This is a genomic window from Nonomuraea sp. NPDC003707 (assembly GCF_053587055.1).
Map to the genome: position 1 here is coordinate 129,974 of NZ_JBSFNK010000014.1, position 20,348 is coordinate 150,321.

The window sequence follows — 20,348 nt, forward strand, 5'->3', positions numbered from 1 at the left end:
GGGTATGACGATCGCGCTGACGCTCAGCGCGTGCGGCGGCGGAGGAGGGAGCCAGACGGGCACGAGCAGCACCTCGGCCGCAGGTGGGCTGGAGAAGACCCAGCTGCTGGTCGGCGTGGTGCCGGTCCCGTCGTCGGCGCCGCTGTTCATCGCGGAGAAGCGCGGCTTCTTCAAGGAGGAGGGCCTGACCGTCAAGACGGAGATCATCCAGGCGCCGCAGGCGGTCATGCCGAAGATCCTCAACGGCAGCATGGACGCGTTCCTCACGAGCTACGTGTCGCTGATGGCCATCAACGACTCGGGCGCCGCCAAGCTCAAGCTCTTCCAGCACAGCCAGGAGGCCGCCCCCAACATCGCCGGCGTCGTCGTGGCCAAGGGCTCCCCCGTCAAGACGCCGGCCGATCTCAAGGGCAAGACCATCGCGGTCAACGTGCTCAAGGCGCTCGGCCAGACGCTGACCAACGCCCACCTGCAGGAGGCCGGGCTCAAGCCCGAGGACGTCAAGTACGTCCAGGTGCCGTTCGCCGACCAGATCTCCGCGCTGGGCTCGGGCAAGGTGGACGCGGCCTGGCTGGTCGAGCCGTTCCTGACGGCGGCGAAGAAGAGCGGCGCCACGCAGATCATCGACACCACCGACGGCGTGACGGCCGGCGTGCCGATCGACGGGTGGGGTGTCACGGAGGACTGGCTGGCCAAGAACCCGAAGACGGCCGCCGCCTTCCACCGCGCCCTGGCCAAGGCCCAGCAGATCGCGGGCTCCGACAGGAAGGCGATCGACGAGGTGGTGCCGACGTACACGCAGATCCCGGCGGACGCGGCGGCGGCGATGACGCTCGGCAAGTTCTCGATGGAGGCCGACAAGGCCGGTGTCCAGAAGCTGGCCGACCTGCTGCACGGCTATGGCTACCTCAAGTCCAAGGTGGACGTGGCGCAGCTGTTCGCGCCTGTGAGCGGATGATCGAACACCGGATCGGGCGGGCGGTGCTCGGGGCCCTCGGGCTCGCCGTGTTCATCGCCCTCGCCGAGCTGGCCGGGCGGCTCGGGCTGGCCCCGGCCGGATGGCCGTACGTGTCGTCCGTGCTGGCCACGGCGGCGGAGCTGCCGCTGGAGCCGCAGTTCAGGACCGACGTGCTGGCCACGCTGGGCGCGTGCGCAAGCGGGCTGGTGATCGCGGTCGCGGTCGCCGTGCCCGCGGGGCTGCTGCTCGGCACGGTCCCGTTCGTGGAGCGGTCGGTGCGGCCGCTGGTGGAGTTCCTGCGGCCGATCCCGTCGGTATCGCTGATCCCTATCGCGATGTTCCTGTGGACCGAGAGCCAGGACGCCAAGACGGCGCTGGTCGTCTACACCTGCACGTGGCCGGTGCTGATCAACACGCTGTACGGCCTGACCGACGTCGACCCGCTGGCCAAGGACACGCTGCGGAGCTTCGGCTTCGGGCCGGTCGCCGTCGCGCTGCGGGTGAGCCTGCCGAGCGCGGCGCCCTTCATCGCGACCGGCGTGCGGATCGCGGTGTCGGTCACCCTGATCGTGGCCGTCAGCGCGGAGCTGCTGGCGCCGGGCGGGGGCGGGATCGGTGCCTTCCTGTCGCTGGCCGGCAGCGCGAACCGGCTCGACCGCATGCTGGCGGCGCCGCTGTGGGCGGGGCTGATCGGGCTGGCCGCCAACCTGCTGTTCACGGCCGCCGAACGGCGCGTGTTCCGCTGGCACCGGGAACGGACGGGGGACGCCTCGTGAATTCTCTGCGCAGGCTCATGTGGTACTGGCTGCTGCCCGTGGCCGTGCTCTGCTGGGAGCTGGCCACGCGGTCCGCGCAGGCCGCGTACTTCCCGCCGCCGTCACGGATCGTGGCCAAGCTGCACGAGCTGTGGTTCTCGGGGCCGTGGACGCGGGCGTTCCTTACCGACGAGGCCGTCGCCGACCTGCTGCCCAGCCTGGCCAGGCTGTTCGCGGGCTGGGCGGTGGCCTGCGCGGCCGGGATGGCGATCGGGGTCGCGCTCGGACGTTCGCGCTGGTTGTCGGCCCTGGTGGAGCCGCTGCTGCACTTCGGCCGCTCGGTGCCGCCCAGCACGCTGGTGCCGGTCTTCCTGGCGCTGTTCAAGATCGGCACCCCGATGCAGCTGGCCGCGATCGTGTACGGCGTCGTCTGGCCCGTACTGATCAACTCCATGGACGGCGCCCGCAACGTGGACCGGCAGTACATCGAGACCGGGGTCGTCTACCGGCTCGGCCCCTGGCAGCGGCTCACCCGGATCATCCTGCCCGGCGCCTCCCCCAAGATCTTCGCCGGACTGCGGCTGAGCGTGTCGCTGGCCCTGATCATGATGATCATCTCGGAGCTGGTCTGCAGCACCGAGGGCATCGGGCACCGGATGCTGGAGGCGCAGAGCCAGTTCGACATCCCGGCCATGTGGGCGGGGATCGTGCTGCTCGGACTGCTGGGCATCCTGCTCAACGCCGGGTTCCTGGGGTTCGAGCGCGTGGTGCTGTCGTGGCACCGAGGGGCGAGAGGCTGAGTCAGCTCACGCGGCGCTCGTTGATCAGGGTGCGCTTCACGCACACACCGTCCTTGATCCACTGCCAGACGCGGTTGCGGGACTTGCCGTCCTCGCTGAGCACGATCATCTCGTAGAGGCGTAGGTCCTCGTCCTCCGCCTTGTACTGCCAGCTGAGGTAGATGGTGCTGCCGTCCAGCTCCCAGAACTCACCCTTGATCCGCTCGGTGTCGAACCCGCAGCGCCCGCCGCCCAGGTACGTGCCCGGGAACTCGTGCACCTCGGTACGCCCGTCGTCCCAGATGTAGCGGTTGGTCTGGTGGTAGACGGTGTCGTCCAGGATCGCGCAGGTCATCTGGACGCGGTGCCGGTCGATCGGGTTTCCCTCTCGGTCGAGGTGGAGGTACTCGCCCTCCCACTCGCCCTCGTGGCGGGCCAGCAGCGGCATGTCCGCGCGAAGTCCCATCCGCGGCTACTCCTTCGTCGTGTGCCACCAGGGGTCGGCGGCGTCGGAACGGTTGACCAGGAAGGCCCTGCGGCGTACGAACCGGCGGATGGAGGCGGCGCCCATCCGCGAGCCGCCGAGCCCCGACAGGCGGAAGGAGTGCTTCTCGCCCTCGTGCACCAGCGCGGTCAGCGAGGCGTCGTTGACGCTGATCGCGCCGGCCCTCAGCCGCGCCGCCACCGCCATGGCCTGCTCCTCCGTGGCGGCGAAGACCGCTGCCGACAGCCCGTAGACCGAGTCGTTGGCCATCGCGACCGCGTCGTCGGGCCCGTCCACGGCCATGACCGGCAGCACCGGGCCGAACGTCTCCTCCGTCATCACCAGCATGCCGTGATCGACGCCGGACAGCACGGTCGGGCGGCACCAGTGGCCGCCGCCGTGCCGCTCGATCCGGCCTCCCGTGTGCACGGTCGCGCCCTTGAAGACGGCGTCGGCCAGATGCGCGGCGATGACGTCCTCCTGGCCCGGGCCGATGATCGGCCCGATCGGGCCGCCCTCGCAGGTCAGGCCCACCTCGGCGGCCCGCTCCACCAGCAGCGCCAGGAACTCGTCGTGGACCTCACGGGCGACGTAGACGCGCTCGATCGACTGGCACGACTGCCCGGCGTTGGCGGTGCCGCCCCACAGGACGGCCGACGCGGCCCGCTCCAGGTCGGCCCCGGCCAGCACGATCGCCGGGTCCTTGCCGCCCAGTTCCAGGAACGCGGGCACGAACGCGCGGGCGGCCGCCTCGGCGACCACCTGTCCTGTCTCCACGCTCCCGGTGAAGACCACGGCGTCCACCAGGTCCACCAGGGCCGCGCCGGTATCGCCGTCGCCCTCGACGATCTCCAGCGGCAGCCCGTCCGGGACCAGCCGCATCAGCGGCTCGATGAATCTGGGGGTCACCTCGCTCGGCTTGACCAGCACCGCGCATCCCGCGGCCAGCGCGGGCACGGCGTCGATGAGGCCCAGCAGCAGCGGGAAGTTCCACGGGCTGATCACCCCGACCAGCTCGTACGGCACCACGTCGCCGCCCACGAAGACTCCGGGCAGGGAGGCGGGGGTCTCGGCCGGGGGTGCGAGGAGGGCGGGCGCCTGGCGTACCCACCGATCGATGAGACCGGCGACGATCTGCCGCTCCAGGACCGACTCCCCCACCCTGCCGGTGTCGGCCACCAGCGCGGCGAGCAGCTCCTCGTCGGCGGCCAGCGCGGCGGCGAACCTGGAGAGGACCTCGCCGCGGTCGGCCTCCAGCCAGCTCCGCTGCCTTTCGCGCAGACCGGCCGCCAGGGCGGCGAGCCGGTCGGGCGGCACAGGGGCGAGCGGCCTGTCGGCCTGCCCGGTGATCGGGTTCCTCACGTTCATGTGGTGCGGCCACGGGACATGATGCTCCTGCGATGCTCGGCGGGAGCCATTGTGATCAGGAGAGGGCCGCGGCTGTCAACGCGCCCACGCGGGCGAAAGCGGCGCGAAAGTGGAGCTAACCACCCCAGCCCGGTACGGCCATGCGGACCGAGAGCGCGTGTTCGACCAGGTTGATCAGCGCGACCTTGACCGAGTCCTTGGACCTGGCGTCGAGCCGCACCAACGGGATGTGCGGCGCCAGCGTCAGGGCGTCGCGTACCTCGGCGTCGCTGTGCGGATATTCACCGTCCCAGCCGTTGACGCCCACCACGAACGGCAGCTGGGCCTCCTCGAAGTAGTCGATCGCCGGAAAACTGTCGGAAAGCCGGCGCGTGTCCACGAGCACGACCGCGCCGATGGCGCCGCGTACCAGGTCGTCCCACATGAACCAGAACCGGTGCTGCCCGGGGGTCCCGAACAGGTAGAGGATCAGGTCACGGTCCAGGGAGACCCGGCCGAAGTCCATGGCGACGGTGGTGGTCGACTTCAGCGGCGTCATGCCCAGATCGTCGATCCCCACGGAGGCGTCGGTCATGACGGCCTCCGTGGTCAACGGCATGATCTCCGACACCGCGCCGACAAAGGTCGTCTTCCCCACCCCGAAACCTCCAGCCACCACGATCTTCGTCGAGGTGAGACCGGGGCTAGAGCCTGCGAAGTCCACTGAGCACCCTTTCGAGCAGATTGACGTCCGGCCTGCCCTCGTCCAGCTGTGGCTGATGCACACGGACGAGACCTTCGGCAGCCATGTCAGCGATCAGCACGCGCACCACGCCGAGGGGGATCCGCAGCAGGGCCGACACCTCTGCCACGGACCGCACCTGCCGGCACAGTTGACTGATCGCCTGGTACTCCGGCGTGATGTGCGAGAACTCCCGGTGCTCGGCGGTCGCCGAGGACACCAGGGCCTCCATCGCCAGTTTTACCCGCGGCGCCGTCCGTCCACCTGTCACGGCGTAAGGACGGACGGGCGACGCGGGGTCGGGATTCAGCTGCGGCTGGGACTGGGGCACAGGCGGGGGCGCCCAACCGCCGCTGTTCCATCTCGGGTCTGACACGTACATCACCTGGTCTGGCTGGCACGCAACTCTGCGCGCACAGCCGGGGTCAGCACCTGACCGGCGCGATCAACCATCAGCGTCATCTGATACGCCACCAGACCCATGTCACAGTCCGGAGCCGCCAGCACCGCCAGACACGAGCCGTCGCTGACCGACATGATCAGCATCAGGCCGCGCTGCATCTCCACGATCGTCTGATTGACCGCACCGCCCTCGAACACCCTGGCCGCACCCTGCGTCAGGCTCACCAGACCCGACGCGATGGCGGCCAGCTGGTCAGCCCGGTCGGCCGGAAAGCCCGACGAGGCCGCCAGTGGCAGCCCGTCGGACGAGACGACCACCGCGTGCGCGACGCCCGGGACCGTGCTGACGAAGTCAGTGATCAGCCAGTCGACGCCTCGCGCCGCATGGCTCAGATCGCTCATGCGCCCTCCTCCGTCGGTCGCATGAGCGACAATCGGCTGTGTCTAATTGATCGCTCGCTTCGCTCACTCATGCTCCCTCCTCCCTGTCGTTGTTCCTGGGGCCAGAGGGGAACGCCCTGCCCTCGGTGATGTCGTCACGCGCCGCCCGGAAGCCCTGCTGGAAGCTCGAGAGCCGGTTGCGTATACGGTCCGGCGACACCGACGGCATCGGTGTCACGCCCTTCGGGGTCGAGGTGTCGGCCGAGCCGGGCACCAGGTTGGCCTTGGGCACCCGCTTCGGCAGCCCGGCCGCCGTCTGGCCGTCACGTACCGGTTCCACCACTGCCTCCGCCGCGCTCCATCCTTCGTCCGCCTTGCTCGAACCCCAGCTCGCCCCGCTGTCGCGGCCGAACCAGGCCGACTCCACCGCGGCGAAGATGGGTAAGTAGTCGTCTCCCGCCGAGGCGGGCGGTGCGGCCGGGATGGAGCCCGGGTTGGCCGACTCGGTCTCGGGGAAGTCGAACCCCGGCCGCTGCGGCGGCATGGTGTCGCGGCCCCAGCCGCCCGGCGGGGGCTCGGGGACGGGTCGTCTGGGCAGTGCGCGGTCGCCGTTCCAGGACGGGCTGCGGGGTGGGGTCCACACGTCGGAGCTGTCGTAGCCGCTGCCGATGCGCGGCTCCGACGGCCACGCGTTCGCGTCCGGCTGCCACTGCTGCGTCGGCGGCCAGTTGCCGCTCATCTCCGGGTGCGACGGGAAGGACGGGTGGCCGGGCCCCATCTGGCCGGGGCCCATCTGGTACGTGGGCGGCGGCGGCTGCGGCCAGTCCGTGGCCGGAGGGGCGGGGTGCGGCCCCGAGTACGGCTGCTCGCCCGGGCCGCCGGCGGCCGAGCCCGCGAGGGCCGGAGGCTGGTTGCCCGAGAAGGACGGCATGCCGGAGAAGTTGGGGGCCTGGGAGCCGAGCATGTTCTCCGGGATGAGCACCATCGCGGTCAGACCGCCCGAGGCGTGCGGGCGCAGCTGCACCCGGATGCCGTGCCGGTGGGCCAGACGCGCGACCACGAACAGGCCCATGCGGCGCGACACCGACACGTCCACGCTCGGCGCGTCCGTGAGGCGGTCGTTGGCCTGGACCAGCTCCTCCTGGGTCATGCCGATGCCGGCGTCGGTGATCGACAGCATGACGCCGCCGCCGTCGATCCGGCTGCCGGAGACGGTCACCCTGGTCTCGCGGGGCGAGAACGACAGGGCGTTCTCGACGAGCTCGGCCAGCAGGTGGATGACGTCGTTGACGGCCTGGCCGGCCACCGAGACGCCGTCCGGAACCTGGAGCACCACCCGCTCGTAGTTCTCCACCTCCGAGAGGGAGGCACGGGCCACGTCCACCAGCTTGACCGGCTGGCTCCAGCGGCGCGGCGGGTCCTGGCCGGCCAGGACCAGCAGGTTCTCGCTGTTACGCCGCATACGGGTGGCCAGGTGGTCCAGCTTGAACAGGTTGCCGAGCCGCAGTTCGTCCTGCTCGCCCTGCTCCAGCCCGTCGATCAGGGTGATCTGCCGCTCCACCAGCGTCTGGCTGCGCCGCGACAGGTTCACGAACATCGCGTTGACGTTGCTCCGCAGGCGGGCCTCCTCACCCGCCAGCCGGACCGCCTCGCGGTGCACCTCGTCGAACGCCCGCGCGACCTCGCCGATCTCGTCGTGCGTGTCCACGCCGATGGGGATGACGGGGCCGGCCGCGCCCTCGCCGCTCTCGCGCAGCTGCTGCACGGTCTCCGGCAGACGGTGGCCGGCGATGTCGAGGGCCTCGCCGCGCAGCTTGCGCAGCGGCCTGATGAGCGAACGGGCGATGAGCGAGATGATCGCGGTGACCACGATCATCAGGAGCAGGATGAGGCCGCCGGAGATCAGGGCCGAACGGTTGGCGGCTTCCTCCAGGGCACGGGCGCGCAGGATGACGGAGGAGGACAGGTCCTTCTCCACGCTGCGCAGCGCGTCGATCTTGCCGGTGCTGACCTCGAACCAGGTGGAGACGTCCTTGTCCGGCCGTACACCGATGCTCAGCGCCTTGCCCTCGGCGGACTGCGCCATGGCCCGCAGCCTGAACAGGTCGGTCTGGTCGACGTCCCTGCCCACGACCGTGTTGCGGTAGAGCTCGAGCTGGTCGAGGGTGGCCAGGGTCGCGAACAGCGTCTCCTCGCTCTCCTCACGCGACTTGGCGTCGGTGAGCGCGTCGAGTTCGCCGCTGTCGAAGCCCTTCTTGTCCAGCGCGCTGGCCAGGACGCCGCGCTGTTTGGAGGCCTGCTCCTTGCCCCGGGCGATGGCGGCCATCGCGCTGGCGCTGTGCGAGACCTCGTCGTCCACCGCCACCTGGCCGACCTGGTCGTGGAACTGGAGCAGGGCCGCGATGATCTGCGAGTACTTCTGGATCATCGGGAGGGGCTGGATCTTCCCCTTGACGGCCGTCTCCCGCAGCGTCGGGATCTCCTCCAGTCGCCGGAGCACGGGTCGTACGGCGTCGGCGTGGGTGTCCGTGAGCTCCCGCGCCCGCCGTTTGGCCTCGTCGATGAGGTTGTTCACACCGCTGTAGGTCGTACGGAGCTGGGCCTCTCGATTGCCCGGGCGGCCCTGGGCGATGTAGAGAGCGGTCTGGTCGCGTTCGAAGGACAGCTCATGGGTGACGGCGCCGAGCTGCTCGCTGAGCTCGGCCACCTCTCTGAGGGTCTGATAGGTGTTGGCGTCCCTGAGCGAGGTGAACACGTTCAGTCCGCCCAGAGCCACGGCCACGGCCGTGGGGACGACGATCAGCGCGATAAGGCGCGATCGCACGTGCCAGTTGCCCAGCCCGAACCTGCGTGAAGGAGGGTTGGGCAGCCGTCGCTTCTGATGCCCGTGCGGCTCGCGGTCGGCGGAAGCTTCAGCGCTCTGCGTTCTCACTTGCCTTCGCAACCTCTCGCCCCTGGAGGGGAATTCTCGGTGACCATGCAGGTAAATGCACGTGGGGCAATATCTACGTCTAGATAGGCGTCATTTGAGCACAGCAGTTGGCGCGGGCCAACCACTACTAGTGCCCCATTGAGGCGTTTATCCCCGATTGTCCAAATATTTCGGCAGAATCGGTAAGGCTGCCCTCTAGCTGGCGAAACAGGCAACGGAAGAGTGCCCAGCGAGCCTCCTCGGGACTCGTGGAATATTCGACTGACTGGCCTCATCAGTAACAGTCGTCCCGTCGATCCCCTCCTTTCACAAACCGGACAAACACCGATCTCTTACCGGTCATCAAATTTTCACGATAGAACGAGAACCCGACATTGCAACCACAGGCGTCGTTTTCGCGATAATGACTACGGATTTGGTGTTACGGTCTATCCCTGTTGTGCGTCAGGCACACAGCCCCCGGGAGCAGAAGCCACCCGGTCCCCCCGCCTGGCTCCATCTGAAGGGAGTCCCTGACATGAGGCTTGGCCGTCCCGCCAGGGCCGCCATCATCGGGTTAGCTTTGACACTCGGCGCCGTTGCGTGCAGCACGGGCGGCTCCACGACACCCAGCGCGGCACCGTCCGCATCCGCCGGCGGCCTGGAGAAGACGAAGATCAAGGTCGCCACCCTGCCCGCCATCGACAGTGCCGCCATCTACGTCGCCATCGACCAGAAGCTCTTCGAGAAGGAAGGGCTGGAGGTCACCCCGCAAGTGGTCCAGGCCGCGCCGGAGGCCATCCCCATGCTGGTCAAGGGCGAGATCGACGCGATGTTCGGCAACTACGTGTCGATGTTCCAGGCGCACGACAAGCAGGCGCTGAAGCTGCGCATCCTGGCCGAGGGCTCTCGCGCGGCCCCCGACTCGCTGAGCATCATGGCCCTGCCGAACTCCCCCATCAAGACCGCCAAGGACCTCGAAGGCAAGACGATCAACGTGAACGTCCTGCACAACTTCCAGGAGCTGGCGCTGACGCAGGTGCTCAAGGCCAACAACGTCGACCCGTCCAAGATCAAGTACGTCCAGGTGACGTTCCAGAACATCATGCCCTCGTGGAAGGGCGGGCAGATCGACGCCGCGTACCTGGGCGAGCCCATGGTCACGGCGGCCACGTCCGCGATGGGCGCCCGCAAGATCCTCGACCCGGCGTCGGGTCCGGCCGCCGAGTTCCCGATCTCCGGGTACGTCAGCACGCAGGACTGGTACGACAAGAACCCGAAGACGGCGGCCGCGTTCCAGCGGGCCATCCACAACGCGGCCAAGCTCATGGAGAACAACCGCGAAGTGGTGGCCAAGGTGCTGCCGAACTTCACCCAGATCGACGCGGCCACCGCGGCCACCGTCACGTTCCCGTACTTCTCCAGCAACGACAACCCGGTCCGCCTCCAGCGGGTGGCCGACTGGATGCTGGAGGCCAAGTGGCTCACGAAGGCGATCGACGTCAAGTCGCTGATGTCGCCCACCACGTCCGGGTGAGCACTCAGACCCTGGCCCCCGCCCGCCCGGCGTCCGCCGCGACACGCTGGTCACGCCGGGCGGGCGGAGCCCTCGCCTTCGCCGCCCTGATCGAACTGCTCAGCCGGACCGGGCTGGTGGACCCGGAGACCCTGCCGCCCGCGACGGCGATACTCGGGCGGGCTGCGACGCTGATGGCCGACCCCGCCTTCCGCGCCCACGCCCTGACGAGCCTGCTCGCCTGGGCGATCGGCCTCGGCCTCGCGGCGGTGATCGCGGTGCCGCTCGGGCTGCTGCTCGGCAGCGTGCCGATCGTCGACGCCGCCACGCGCTCGGTCGTGGAGTTCCTGCGGCCGATCCCGTCGGTGGCGCTGATCCCCCTGGTGTCCCTCCTGATCGGCACGGGCCTGCAGGTACGCGTCACGCTCGCGGTCTACGCCTCGTTGTGGCCGATCCTCTACAACACGATGTACGGCCTGCGCGGCGTCGACCCGCTCGCCAAGGAGTCGCTGCGGTCGTACGGCTTCGGGCCCCTGGCGGTGCTGCTGCGCGTGTCGCTGCCGTCGTCGGCGCCCTTCATCACCACCGGGTTCCGGCTGGCCGCCGGAGTGGCGCTCATCCTGATCGTGAGCACCGAGATCGTGGCCGGGCGGGGGGAGGGCATCGGCGTGTTCATCTTCTTCGCCGGCATCGCCGTACCCGCGCGGATGACCGACATCCTGGCCGCGGTGTTCTGGGTCGGGCTGTTCGGGGTGCTGGTGAACGCGCTCCTGGTGGCCGCCGAACGGCGGGCGTTCCGCTGGCACCACGCGCGCCTGGGAGAGACGGCATGAGGACCAGGGGCATGCGCGGGGCGGCGTTCCGGTCGCTGGTGCTGGTCGGGCTGATCCTCGCCTGGGAGGTGGCCACCCGGCTGGCGGGCAGCACGTTCTTCCCCTCGCCCAGCACGATCGTGGTCAGGATGCACGCGATGTGGTTCTCGGGCCCGCCGGGCACGCTGTTCCTGACCGAGGACGCCATCGGGAACATCCTGCCGAGCCTGGGCCGGATGGCCGCCGGGTTCGCGGGGGGCGCGCTGGCCGGGGTCGTGCTCGGGCTCGCGCTGGGGCTGTCCGCGCGGGCGTACGACTATCTCGACGGGGTGCTGCAGTTCCTGCGGGCCATCCCGCCGCCCGCGCTGGTCACGGTCTTCGTGGTGGTGTTCGGGTTCGGGCTGCGGATGCAGCTGACGTTCATCGTCTTCAGCATCGTCTGGCCGGTACTGCTCAACACCGCCGACGGCGCCCGCTCGGTCGAACCGCTGCTCCTGCAGACCGCCCAGGCGTTCCGGCTGTCGAGGGCCGAGCGGCTGTTCCGGGTGATCCTGCCGTCGGCGCTGCCCAAGATGTTCGCGGGGCTGCGGCTCGCGCTGTCGCTCTCCTTGATCGTCATGGTCTTCTCCGAGCTGCTGCCGGGCACCGTGAACGGCATCGGGTTCCAGCTCACGGCCGCGTACCAGACCTTCGACCTGCCCGCCATGTGGGGCGGGATCGTGCTGCTCGGAGTGCTGGGCTACGCCCTCAACGAGCTCTTCCTGGTCGTCGAACGACGGGTGCTGGCCTGGCACCACGCCGCCCAGCAACTTTCCAGCACGTAAGAGTAAGATCACACGCGTTTACAAGTATGCCGATTCCGGCTCGGATAGAGTATTTCCGGCTCCGAGTTGTCCATGGTCTCGCCCCTGAGGAACTCCATTGCTCGAGATAGACAACCTCTCCCACGTCTACGGCGGCGGTACCCCCAACGCGCACCACGCCATCGAGGGCCTCAACCTGAGCGTCGCCGCGGGTGAGCTGCTGTGCATCGTCGGCCCCTCCGGGGCGGGCAAGTCGACCCTGCTGCGGTCGATCGCCGGGCTGCTCACGCCGACGGGCGGGCAGATCAAGGTCGAGGGCAACCTCGTACGCCAGACGCCGGACAACCTCGCCGTGGTCTTCCAGGACTACAGCCGCTCCCTGTTCCCGTGGATGTCGGTGGCCGACAACGTGGCGCTGCCGCTGCGCCGCAAGAACATGGACAAGCGCCAGCGCCGCGAGGCCGCCCAGGAGGCCCTGGAGTCGGTCGGCCTGGCGGGCGCGGAGCGCAAATACCCGTTCCAGCTGTCGGGGGGCATGCAGCAGCGGGTGGCGATCGCGCGGGCGCTGGCCTACCGTCCGGCGCTGATGCTCATGGACGAGCCCTTCGGCTCGGTCGACGCGCAGACCCGCGAGGACCTGGAAGACCTCGTCCTCAAGGTACGCGGCCACCACCAGATGACGATCGTGCTCATCACGCACGACATCGACGAGAGCGTCTACGTGGGCGACCGCGTGGTCGTCCTGTCCAAGGCCCCGGCCCACGTGGTCGGCGACCTCAAGGTCGAACTGCCCGGGCCGCGCGACCAGATCACGACCCGCGAACACCCGGACTTCGTCCACCTACGCGCCGAGGTCGGCCGCCTGGTCCGCGGCAGCCACGCCACCGTGTAGGTGGCCCGGGCTCCCCCACCCGTTGCCCATCTGGGTGGTGGGCCTGCTTACACCCGCCCCGAACAAAAGGACCTCGCTCCGCTCGGGCTGCCCTTCCCTAGGCGCCTTCGGCGCACCCCCACGCGCCTTCGGCGCCATCGTGCCCACCCCTTGACCGTCTAGGCGGTGGGCCTGCCGATGCCCACCCTGCCTGCTGGATCAGGCAGTATCTTGCCCGGCTGGCCAATCCATAGATGGACAGCGCCAAAGGCCCAGGAGCATCAATGGCCACGGGAGCCATGGCGTTTGATCCTGCACGTCGGCGCTGCATGAAGATGGGGAGCTCGCCCCGCGCCTTCATAGGAGAGCGTTCATGCACGTGTTCGCGATCGAGGGGATCGCACTGCTGGTCTTCGCCGCCGGTGTCGTCCTACTCGTCGGTCTCGCCATCCTGATCGCGCTCGGCGCGATGGCGCCAGTCACCCGAGGTGTGTACATCGGCCATCCTTACTCTCGCCGGCAAACGGACGAGAGCAAGGCAGACAGTTTCACCGACGACTCCGCACGATCTCATCGATCGCACTCATAAGGTCAGCATCGTCGGCAAGAGGCGGACTGTTCACGTCACTGCAGCAGGCAGGCTTGGCTTGGCTGCGGCCCGCACCGTGGCCTGACCGATCGGGCAGGTTGAAGGCATTTTCAAGGAAGGTGTAGGGGTCGGTGCGGTTGTCATGTTTGTCGAGGACCAGGAAGGCGACGGTGTCGATCTCTGGGAAACCCATCACCAACCGCCAGCTCTCGGGAAGCTGAACGACGCAGAATCGGGGCCAGTATCCCGGGCCCGAGAGTCGGTAGTGGGCAGCGGCACATCCGCGCTCGACCGTTTCGCGATGAACGGCGACAAACGCCTGCCTCACTCTTCGTGACGTCCCGGTGTCACGGACAGTGGCATCGACCTGTTTGGCCACGATGATGCGGAAACGGACTGCACGGGGGGACTCGCCGGAACGGCGCGCGCGGCTCATCTACGGAGCAACCTCTCCAGATCGCCCTCGTCGTACTCTACGAAGTCGGAGCTCCCCGCCAGCGTTTCTTGTGCCTGTTGCAGCAGGTCCCGGTCACGGAGCGCAGCGATCACCTTGGTGAGTCTGCGTCCAGGATCGTCCTCGCCGATCTCGCGAAGGACTACCACGACCCGGGCCAGTGAGGTCGCCGTCACACGAGCGACACCCTCGCCAGGAACCGCTTCGAGCACTCCGTGACTCATCCACGAGCGAGCAGTGGGAACTGTCACGCCGAGAACTGAGGCCGCTGTGGACAACCGTACAGCGCTCGGCTGCGGCCCACGGTCGTGCCGTTGAGCCATGCGCCGGATCGCCGCATGAAGAGCCCGATCGGCCGTTCGCCCCTGTGCGAGGGACATGAGGTCAGCCAGATCCTCGACTACGAGCCGAGCCTGCTCATCCTGTACAGCCATAGCTCCACCATACCCAGACTTCTTTCAAAAATAGGCGTGATATTAAAAGTTGTGGCGATCAACGGTCCTCGCCGCGCAGGATCTGCCCGAAGGTGTGCCTGGCGGCAGCGGTCAATGTCCACACGGTTTCGTGGACGGTTCGCTTGTCGCGGTCGGTACGGCGGACGAAAGCCTGACCGACGGCGGCACACAGCTCGTACGTCGTCGGCCGGCATTCGCACGTCCACGAGACGACACGGATGCGCAAAGCCCGGCGGTCTGATTGATACCAGGCCAATACCAGGTGGCCCGGCTGGGGCGGTGCGACGTGCGGGCCGTGGAAGTCAGGAATCACGCGCGCCATGTCACCACACCCTTCCTTCAAAGATCTCGACGAGGTTCTTGAGTGCGAGGTCGACACGGGCCATGACGAGTTCGCGGATGTGATCACCGCCCGGAGGCAGCCGGTATCCATGCTTCTCAAGCACGGCATGGATCTCAGCCGCCAAGGGTTCGAATCGTAGATCTGTGGTTGGACCTGCCATGGACTGGACCTCCAGTGTCCGTTTTAGGGCCCCACTCCAGCGCTTCCACCGGCGTTGGCCCGAACTTCAAGGCTCGAGGAATATAGGCATCTTAACGAACTAGGCCATGGCTGGCCATGGCCGGGCCTACCTATCTCGGGATAATCCTGGCCGCCTAACCTTCCCATCGTGAGAATCGATCCCGATGGGCTGCGTGCGCCCTACCTCCAACTGGCGGACGCACTTCGTGCCCGCATCGAGGCCGGCGAGATTCCGCCTGGACGCAAGGTGCCGTCTCAGACGGAGTTGGAAGAGGAATCCGGCCTGTCCCGGAACACCGTGAAGAAGGCACTCGACGTGCTGAAGAACGAGGGCCTTCTGATCACCGCGCCCGGTCGCGGACTGTTCGTCACCGAACGCGACGACGCCCAACAGGCCTGACGTCGAAGGCAGAGTACCGAGCCGGCTCTGATCGCGGAGATCGACGCGCTCGGCAGACAGGAATACCGTTTTCGTTCGGCGGCATGACGTCGGGAATGGCGGCGTGGCAAAGTGAATCAGAACGAATTTGAGACTTCGGTGGCACGGCTTGCGTACCACTTCGGTGGGAGGTCTTCATGACTACTCGTGCCGAGTTGATGAACGCGCTGCGCCGTGCGCAGGAATTGTCTGACCAGCACTGGCACACACTGGACCAGCCACTGTCGCAAATGTCGAGCGGGCGGACGTGGACGGGGCCTGTCGCCGATAGATTCGGCGGTGACCTGGCGCAGCAGCGTGCGGAGTTGTGGCGCGGACTTCGCGGGGTTATCGACCATCTTCACGAAACGATCTCCGACCAGACCGTGATGGGGCCGAGAGACGAATGACTTTCTCCTCGATCGACCCCAGAGAAATGCACCAGCTCGGCTCCGGCGTGCAAAATGCAGGAAAAGGCCTGGCCGAATGCGCGGCGCAGCTCCGGGCGATTCTGAACGAGGTCGAGCTCACCCACCCGGGAGTGGCGGCGATCGGCCGGATCGGGCAGTGGCTGACCGAGCAGGCCCCCGACCTCTACCGGCGGCGCGATCTCGCGTACGAGGCCGAGAAAGTCGACGTGGACGTGTTCGGCAACCCGCTCGCCGGTGCGGTCGTCCCTGCCGGGATGGCGCAGATCGACGAGTCGAGGATAATCCCGGCCAGGGTACGTGCCGAGGCGGCACAGGCGGCCCCGCTGTTCGCAGCCGCCGCGCGCGGAGACGCGGGCGCTCTGGAAAAGCTCGCCGCCTACAAGGGGCGACTGTCCGACCCGCAGTTCGCCACCGCCCTCATCGAACAACTCGGCCCGCAGGGTCTCTTGGCGCTTCCCGCCACCATGGGAACGCGGGTACGCAAGGCGCTCGACGCCGACCGCGATTCGGCGGCGGCCATCCGGCGGCAGAATCGCGACGTGCTGTCCATGCTGAGCAAGGCCCTCGCCGCAGCCACCGACCCGACAAAGAACGCGCATCTCAACCGGAAATTCATGGAGGAGCTGAAGCGACAGGGGCGCACGGAGATCCCGGCTCCTGACATGGGCGGGCTGACGAACCCTGGATATTGGTCACTCGGCCAGATCCTCGCGGCGGCGCCGAAAGAGGCGTACAGCGAGTGGTTCATGAGGACCATCGGCCAGGACATGATCCAGTGGGACCGCGACTACCTGAAAGAGCATCGCACGCGGTTCCTGCCGAAGGACACCGACGTCTACAACCTTCCCGCGCCCATCGACACGCGGCCGTTCCAGGATTCCGACGTCATCGGCGCCGCCGATCCGATCGCCGCGTTGATGACCGTTGCGAGCACGTCGCGAGAGCGCGCGCAGGCGCTGCTCGACAACAAGGACCTGCTGAAGTACCTGATGAGCGACCGGCGGCCCCAGTGGGAGATGGGCGATCGCGGCGAATCGCTGGGGGAGGCCATGGAGGCGGCGATGAAGGGCGCAGACGCCGACTCCAAGCGGCTGGCCGTCATGGCCACGCAAATACTCGCCGACGAGGTCAAGCCGCATGTGTCGTTCAACGACGCCGGAGAGCTCGAGATCAAGAATCCGTCGGAACTCGATCGCCTCTCCGGCATCCGCGACAACATGGGCCGCATCCTCGCCGAGCACACCGGTGACATCGTCAGCTCGTACTACAAGAACTACGCGCGGGCGAAGGACGGGGAGTTTACGGGCATCGTCGATGGGCGGCCGATCGCCGAATTCAGCCCGCCGGACATCGATCTTGTCCTGCTCGACGTGGCCGCCGATGAGAAGGGGTATCAGGCCCTGCTCTTCGGGCAGATCGCACACATGCGGGGCAGGATCGACCAGGCGATCGCGGCGCACGACAACACTTTTCTGCAAAACGTGATCACGAACGACTCCAAGGCGCTGGGGCACCTGCTCGAGGCACGCAAGCTGGCGCTGGTCGGCCGAGGCAAGGAGGCCGACGCCGCGGACGCGGCCTTCCGGAAAATGGTCGAGGAGGGCATCGGCCTCGTCCCCATTCCCTTCGCCGGACAGGTGGGCAAAGTGGGACTCAAGGCGGCCGACACCATCTACGAGAACTTCGTCAAGGACGGCTACGCGAAGGCCGGAAACTGGCTGGTGGAACAGGCTGGGCACGGCGGCGGTAAGACGGCCAAGGCATTCGGCGACATCTCGACGAACGAGAAAACCGTCGAACAGCTATTGAAACAAATGCTCGAATCATCCGCTGTAGCCCATGAATACTATCGGCGTGACGCCCTGGACAAGCAAATTTTTGTGGTCGGCGATCCACCGCGAGTCAAAGCTCCACACCTCATGAACCGGCAGGAATACGATGCCTTCGCGGACTGGATAGAGGGCCATTCCGGAGTGCCCTCTGATTTCGGCGAAGCGCAACAGAACGTTCTCACAGGCAACCATGAATTCAGGAAGAGCCTCGGCGCTTCTAAGGGAGGGCACGATGGGTAGGCGCCTGGCAGGGTGGCTCTGCCTTGCCGCCGCGCTTGTGCCGATAGCCTCCTGCGCCCCGGACAAGCCCAGCGTCTCGACGGCAACTCCCGTACCCGCACGGCATCCCGTTGCCGACAAGCCCCCCTACGTGTGTCATTTCATTCCTCAAGTGGCGGTGGCCGAGCTGACCGGATACACCGGCCAGTACACGGCGGGACCCAGCAAACGTAGTGCTGTCGGGGACAGCTGTGCGGTCACGAACGACGTGCAGAGCATCCTTGTCACAGGCTACGACCGATCGGCCGACCAGAAGGTCTTGGAGAACTACATCAAGGGCAAGGAAAAAGAAGAGCGAGTGAAGCTCCCTACCGAGCTTGGCATGGGCGAAATGGGCAACGACGAGATCCGTGGCTATCCGTTCCGTGCAGCGGCAGCGTGGTTCAAATGCGGGGACAAGAGCCCGCTCATAAGGATCTACATCAAGAAAAATCCGGCTCGGGACCAGGACCACGACCTCATCCAGCTCATGCAAATAGCTCAGCGACGGTTCGCCGAGATGTTCGACTGCGAACCCGGCGGCCCGCCTCCGGGCAAATGACTTACGGTGACGCCTCAGCTTCGGCGGGATCTTGATCGCAACCCAGCAGGCTCCATCACGGCGTCAGGTGGGCAGACGACATGAACCTGACAAGCCGAGCAGGTCATCCCAGGAACACCGTGCTACTCCCCCGAGATACACGATCCGTAATCGTCTGGCGACAGTGATGCGTGACTGTCTGCGTGTCTATGCGCCTAGCGCTTGACGTGGCCGGACAAGCGCGATTCAAGGAGGCAAGATCGTCGTTGCCTTGTCGGCCTGTATGCGCCCCGTTATAGCGAGACGGATGAGTAGCCGTACAGCACGTTCGCGTCGTAGACGACTACGAAGGCCATGTTTCAGATGGCTTGCTCTTGCCGAGTACGGCGAGTTGAGTGGAGTGGGATGGGATGACCGTTACCCCCGCCCTTCAGCCGCCTGAGCGAGGGTGAAGGCGAGCAGACTCACAGCCTCACAAGGCGCCTCGTCACCGTGCTCGCCCGCGACGCGAATGGTCGTCTGGTCGGGATATCGCATGAGGTAGTCCTTGATTCGCCGCACGGCGCGACCAGCCATCTCGGCATCGATGGTCCCGGGTTGAACACGCTTGGCCTGGACATCTGCCATCGCGGCACCTCTCAATCGCAGTATCCGAAATAGCCGTCCGCATCGACCTCGTCCACACCCCAGGGGGCCGCGCTCCAGCCCGCTCAGCATCACACCCCCGAGTACGTCCACCAACCGCGGTATCTCGGCCCTCCTAACGGCGCTATCGAGCAGTGCTGCCGATCTTCCCCGACAGCGAGCTGGACGCCCACCGGGAGCGCTACGCGTGGGTGCTGGGTGCCAGCTGTCGCATCGACGGCGTCCAGCGGGTACTGCTGCTGCGGACGGCCGCGTGGAGATCGTCCCGCGCTCCGTACTCGGCGAACTGCTTTCGGACACCTCCTGCCCGCGCCACCCCTGCCGGACGCCCGCACCGTCACCGTGACCCACCTGACCACCGCGCGCAAGCTCGTCAAGGCCAACGCCATCGCCCCCGACGGCTTCCACCTCTCCGCCGAGGACGCCTGCGGTGTGCCACTCGCCTGCGCCCAGGGCTGACCCGCCCCGCTGGTCATGCCCATGGCCCAACTGGACGAGTGCCGTATGTAGTCTCGATCGCCTAGCCTGTTTTCGTGGATGATGTCCTGGCGGGCCAGGGTTGCGTTTGGGTGTTCGAGGCGGATGCGCTGCGGATACGGCCCGAAGGTGCCAAGGTCCCCAAACTCGTTTCCGAGCTCGGTGAACGTGTCATCCCTCATGCGGCGATCGCCGAGGTGACCGTGGTGGCCGGTAAGAGGGGCACCGTGGTGCTGCGTGTGGTGCCCAGGCGGGGTGCCGATCCGGTCATGACCGCGGCGGCCGGGCAGCTCCAGGAGGCGGCCGAGCCCTACCGGCTCGTGCTTCCCTCCGGGCGGGAGACGCTCGCCGACTATTACGCGGATGAGTTGCGGGCGGCCATCGGCGAGTCCGGGCCGGTGACGCGGTTCATGGTGCAGGCGCCTTCGGTGCCCCGTTCGTTCAAGGGGTGGGACGGGGCGGCGACGTTCGACGGTGAGGCCATCACGTTCACGTGGTTCTGGTCGGGGGCGTCGACCGCCAAGTACTCCGCGGGTGACCAGCGGTTCTCGGTCTCGGATCTGGAGAGCGTCGAGTGGCACGCGCCGGAGGGGGCGAGCGGCTGTCTCCGGTTGAGGGTTCGCGGGGGGCGGCCGGATCCCGATCCGAACAAGGATCCGGCCTCTGTCGTCTTCGGGCTCGGTTGGGGGGCGACGCACAAGTCCCTGCCCTTCGCGGCCGCCGTTCTCGCGTCGATTCCGGCTCCGGCGGCCCCGGAGGTGCGCCCGGCGCCGTCGGGTGCCGAGGTGGCCGAGTTGATCGCGAAGCTGGGCGATCTGCGGGACGCCGGGCTGCTCTCCGAGGAGGAGTTCCAGGCGAAGAAGGCTGAGCTGTTGTCTCGCATGTGAGTCCGTCCGGGTGCGGCCCGGCCCCCATGTGAGCCCGGGTGCGGACGGGTGGGGACACGCGGGGGCGGGTGGGGGCG

23 protein-coding genes are annotated in these 20,348 nt (G+C 67.6%); 13 read left to right on the forward strand and 10 right to left on the reverse strand.

Annotated elements, in window-relative coordinates; all coding sequences use genetic code 11:
* The first annotated feature begins 4 nt into the window (after positions 1-4).
* From ACWDRB_RS32910 to ACWDRB_RS32920, 3 genes are read left to right on the forward strand one after another with little or no spacing between them, the layout of a single operon-like run.
* A complete protein-coding gene (locus tag ACWDRB_RS32910; RefSeq protein ID WP_397368747.1) occupies positions 5-958 on the forward strand; it encodes an ABC transporter substrate-binding protein in 954 nt (317 codons plus the stop codon).
* Positions 955-1,734: an ABC transporter permease gene (locus tag ACWDRB_RS32915; protein WP_449900269.1), complete on the forward strand. Its 780-nt coding sequence runs from the start codon at positions 955-957 to the stop codon at positions 1,732-1,734. Before ACWDRB_RS32910 ends, ACWDRB_RS32915 begins: the two co-directional genes overlap by 4 nt.
* A complete protein-coding gene (locus ACWDRB_RS32920) occupies positions 1,731-2,513 on the forward strand; it encodes an ABC transporter permease (protein WP_449900271.1) in 783 nt (260 codons plus the stop codon). Before ACWDRB_RS32915 ends, ACWDRB_RS32920 begins: the two co-directional genes overlap by 4 nt.
* Before the next feature lies 1 nt (position 2,514).
* Here ACWDRB_RS32920 and ACWDRB_RS32925 read toward each other — a convergent pair whose 3' ends face one another.
* The 6 genes from ACWDRB_RS32925 to ACWDRB_RS32950 form a co-directional block, all read right to left on the reverse strand.
* Positions 2,515-2,958, reverse strand: a complete 444-nt coding sequence (locus ACWDRB_RS32925) for a hypothetical protein (RefSeq protein WP_449900273.1) — start codon at positions 2,956-2,958, stop codon at positions 2,515-2,517.
* A gap of 6 nt (positions 2,959-2,964) precedes the next feature.
* Positions 2,965-4,338 (reverse strand): aldehyde dehydrogenase family protein, encoded by a 1,374-nt coding sequence (locus ACWDRB_RS32930; RefSeq protein ID WP_449900276.1) that lies wholly within the window; start codon positions 4,336-4,338, stop codon positions 2,965-2,967.
* 121 nt (positions 4,339-4,459) lie between these two features.
* A complete protein-coding gene (locus ACWDRB_RS32935; protein WP_350730304.1) occupies positions 4,460-5,047 on the reverse strand; it encodes a GTP-binding protein in 588 nt (195 codons plus the stop codon).
* Entirely contained in the window at positions 5,028-5,447 is a 420-nt protein-coding gene (locus ACWDRB_RS32940) for a DUF742 domain-containing protein (RefSeq protein WP_397368751.1), read from the reverse strand. The genes ACWDRB_RS32935 and ACWDRB_RS32940 overlap by 20 nt, the downstream gene beginning before the upstream one ends.
* Positions 5,447-5,869 (reverse strand): roadblock/LC7 domain-containing protein, encoded by a 423-nt coding sequence (locus ACWDRB_RS32945; protein WP_350730302.1) that lies wholly within the window; start codon positions 5,867-5,869, stop codon positions 5,447-5,449. The genes ACWDRB_RS32940 and ACWDRB_RS32945 overlap by 1 nt, the downstream gene beginning before the upstream one ends.
* A gap of 67 nt (positions 5,870-5,936) precedes the next feature.
* The gene (locus ACWDRB_RS32950; RefSeq protein WP_449900279.1) at positions 5,937-8,672 is read right to left on the reverse strand and encodes a nitrate- and nitrite sensing domain-containing protein; all 2,736 of its coding nucleotides are present in this window, start codon (positions 8,670-8,672) and stop codon (positions 5,937-5,939) included.
* A 625-nt stretch (positions 8,673-9,297) separates the two neighbouring features.
* Between ACWDRB_RS32950 and ACWDRB_RS32955 the strand changes: the two genes are divergently transcribed.
* From ACWDRB_RS32955 to ACWDRB_RS32975, 5 genes are all read left to right on the forward strand, one after another.
* Positions 9,298-10,296 (forward strand): ABC transporter substrate-binding protein, encoded by a 999-nt coding sequence (locus tag ACWDRB_RS32955; protein ID WP_350730298.1) that lies wholly within the window; start codon positions 9,298-9,300, stop codon positions 10,294-10,296.
* Complete coding sequence (locus ACWDRB_RS32960) at positions 10,293-11,108, forward strand: ABC transporter permease (RefSeq protein ID WP_449900281.1); 816 nt, start codon at positions 10,293-10,295, stop codon at positions 11,106-11,108. The genes ACWDRB_RS32955 and ACWDRB_RS32960 overlap by 4 nt, the downstream gene beginning before the upstream one ends.
* The gene (locus tag ACWDRB_RS32965; RefSeq protein ID WP_397368754.1) at positions 11,105-11,911 is read left to right on the forward strand and encodes an ABC transporter permease; all 807 of its coding nucleotides are present in this window, start codon (positions 11,105-11,107) and stop codon (positions 11,909-11,911) included. Before ACWDRB_RS32960 ends, ACWDRB_RS32965 begins: the two co-directional genes overlap by 4 nt.
* 97 nt (positions 11,912-12,008) lie before the next feature.
* Positions 12,009-12,782 (forward strand): ABC transporter ATP-binding protein, encoded by a 774-nt coding sequence (locus ACWDRB_RS32970; RefSeq protein ID WP_319718892.1) that lies wholly within the window; start codon positions 12,009-12,011, stop codon positions 12,780-12,782.
* Positions 12,783-13,134: 352 nt separating this feature from the next.
* Positions 13,135-13,350 (forward strand): hypothetical protein, encoded by a 216-nt coding sequence (locus ACWDRB_RS32975; RefSeq protein ID WP_350730290.1) that lies wholly within the window; start codon positions 13,135-13,137, stop codon positions 13,348-13,350.
* Here ACWDRB_RS32975 and ACWDRB_RS32980 read toward each other — a convergent pair.
* From ACWDRB_RS32980 to ACWDRB_RS32990, 3 genes are all read right to left on the reverse strand, one after another.
* A complete protein-coding gene (locus ACWDRB_RS32980; RefSeq protein ID WP_449900284.1) occupies positions 13,310-13,786 on the reverse strand; it encodes a hypothetical protein in 477 nt (158 codons plus the stop codon). The genes ACWDRB_RS32975 and ACWDRB_RS32980 overlap by 41 nt on opposite strands.
* Positions 13,787-14,296: 510 nt before the next feature.
* Positions 14,297-14,581 (reverse strand): hypothetical protein, encoded by a 285-nt coding sequence (locus ACWDRB_RS32985; RefSeq protein ID WP_449900287.1) that lies wholly within the window; start codon positions 14,579-14,581, stop codon positions 14,297-14,299.
* 1 nt (position 14,582) lies between these two features.
* Positions 14,583-14,726, reverse strand: coding sequence for a hypothetical protein (locus tag ACWDRB_RS32990; protein ID WP_449900290.1), 144 nt, complete (start codon positions 14,724-14,726; stop codon positions 14,583-14,585).
* A gap of 204 nt (positions 14,727-14,930) precedes the next feature.
* Here ACWDRB_RS32990 and ACWDRB_RS32995 point away from each other — a divergent pair, with 204 nt between their 5' ends.
* The 4 genes from ACWDRB_RS32995 to ACWDRB_RS33010 all read left to right on the forward strand — a co-directional run bounded on the left by ACWDRB_RS32995 (position 14,931) and on the right by ACWDRB_RS33010 (position 18,283).
* A complete protein-coding gene (locus ACWDRB_RS32995; protein WP_449900293.1) occupies positions 14,931-15,182 on the forward strand; it encodes a GntR family transcriptional regulator in 252 nt (83 codons plus the stop codon).
* 176 nt (positions 15,183-15,358) lie between these two features.
* The gene (locus ACWDRB_RS33000; RefSeq protein WP_449900295.1) at positions 15,359-15,610 is read left to right on the forward strand and encodes a hypothetical protein; all 252 of its coding nucleotides are present in this window, start codon (positions 15,359-15,361) and stop codon (positions 15,608-15,610) included.
* 26 nt (positions 15,611-15,636) lie between these two features.
* Entirely contained in the window at positions 15,637-17,703 is a 2,067-nt protein-coding gene (locus ACWDRB_RS33005; RefSeq protein WP_449900298.1) for a hypothetical protein, read from the forward strand.
* A 151-nt stretch (positions 17,704-17,854) separates the two neighbouring features.
* Positions 17,855-18,283, forward strand: a complete 429-nt coding sequence (locus tag ACWDRB_RS33010) for a hypothetical protein (protein ID WP_449900301.1) — start codon at positions 17,855-17,857, stop codon at positions 18,281-18,283.
* Between the two features lie 396 nt (positions 18,284-18,679).
* Here ACWDRB_RS33010 and ACWDRB_RS33015 read toward each other — a convergent pair whose 3' ends face one another.
* Positions 18,680-18,889 (reverse strand): hypothetical protein, encoded by a 210-nt coding sequence (locus ACWDRB_RS33015; RefSeq protein ID WP_449900304.1) that lies wholly within the window; start codon positions 18,887-18,889, stop codon positions 18,680-18,682.
* Positions 18,890-19,440: 551 nt separating this feature from the next.
* Between ACWDRB_RS33015 and ACWDRB_RS33020 the strand changes: the two genes are divergently transcribed.
* Complete coding sequence (locus ACWDRB_RS33020) at positions 19,441-20,271, forward strand: DUF4429 domain-containing protein (RefSeq protein WP_449900306.1); 831 nt, start codon at positions 19,441-19,443, stop codon at positions 20,269-20,271.
* The last annotated feature ends 77 nt before the right edge of the window (positions 20,272-20,348 follow it).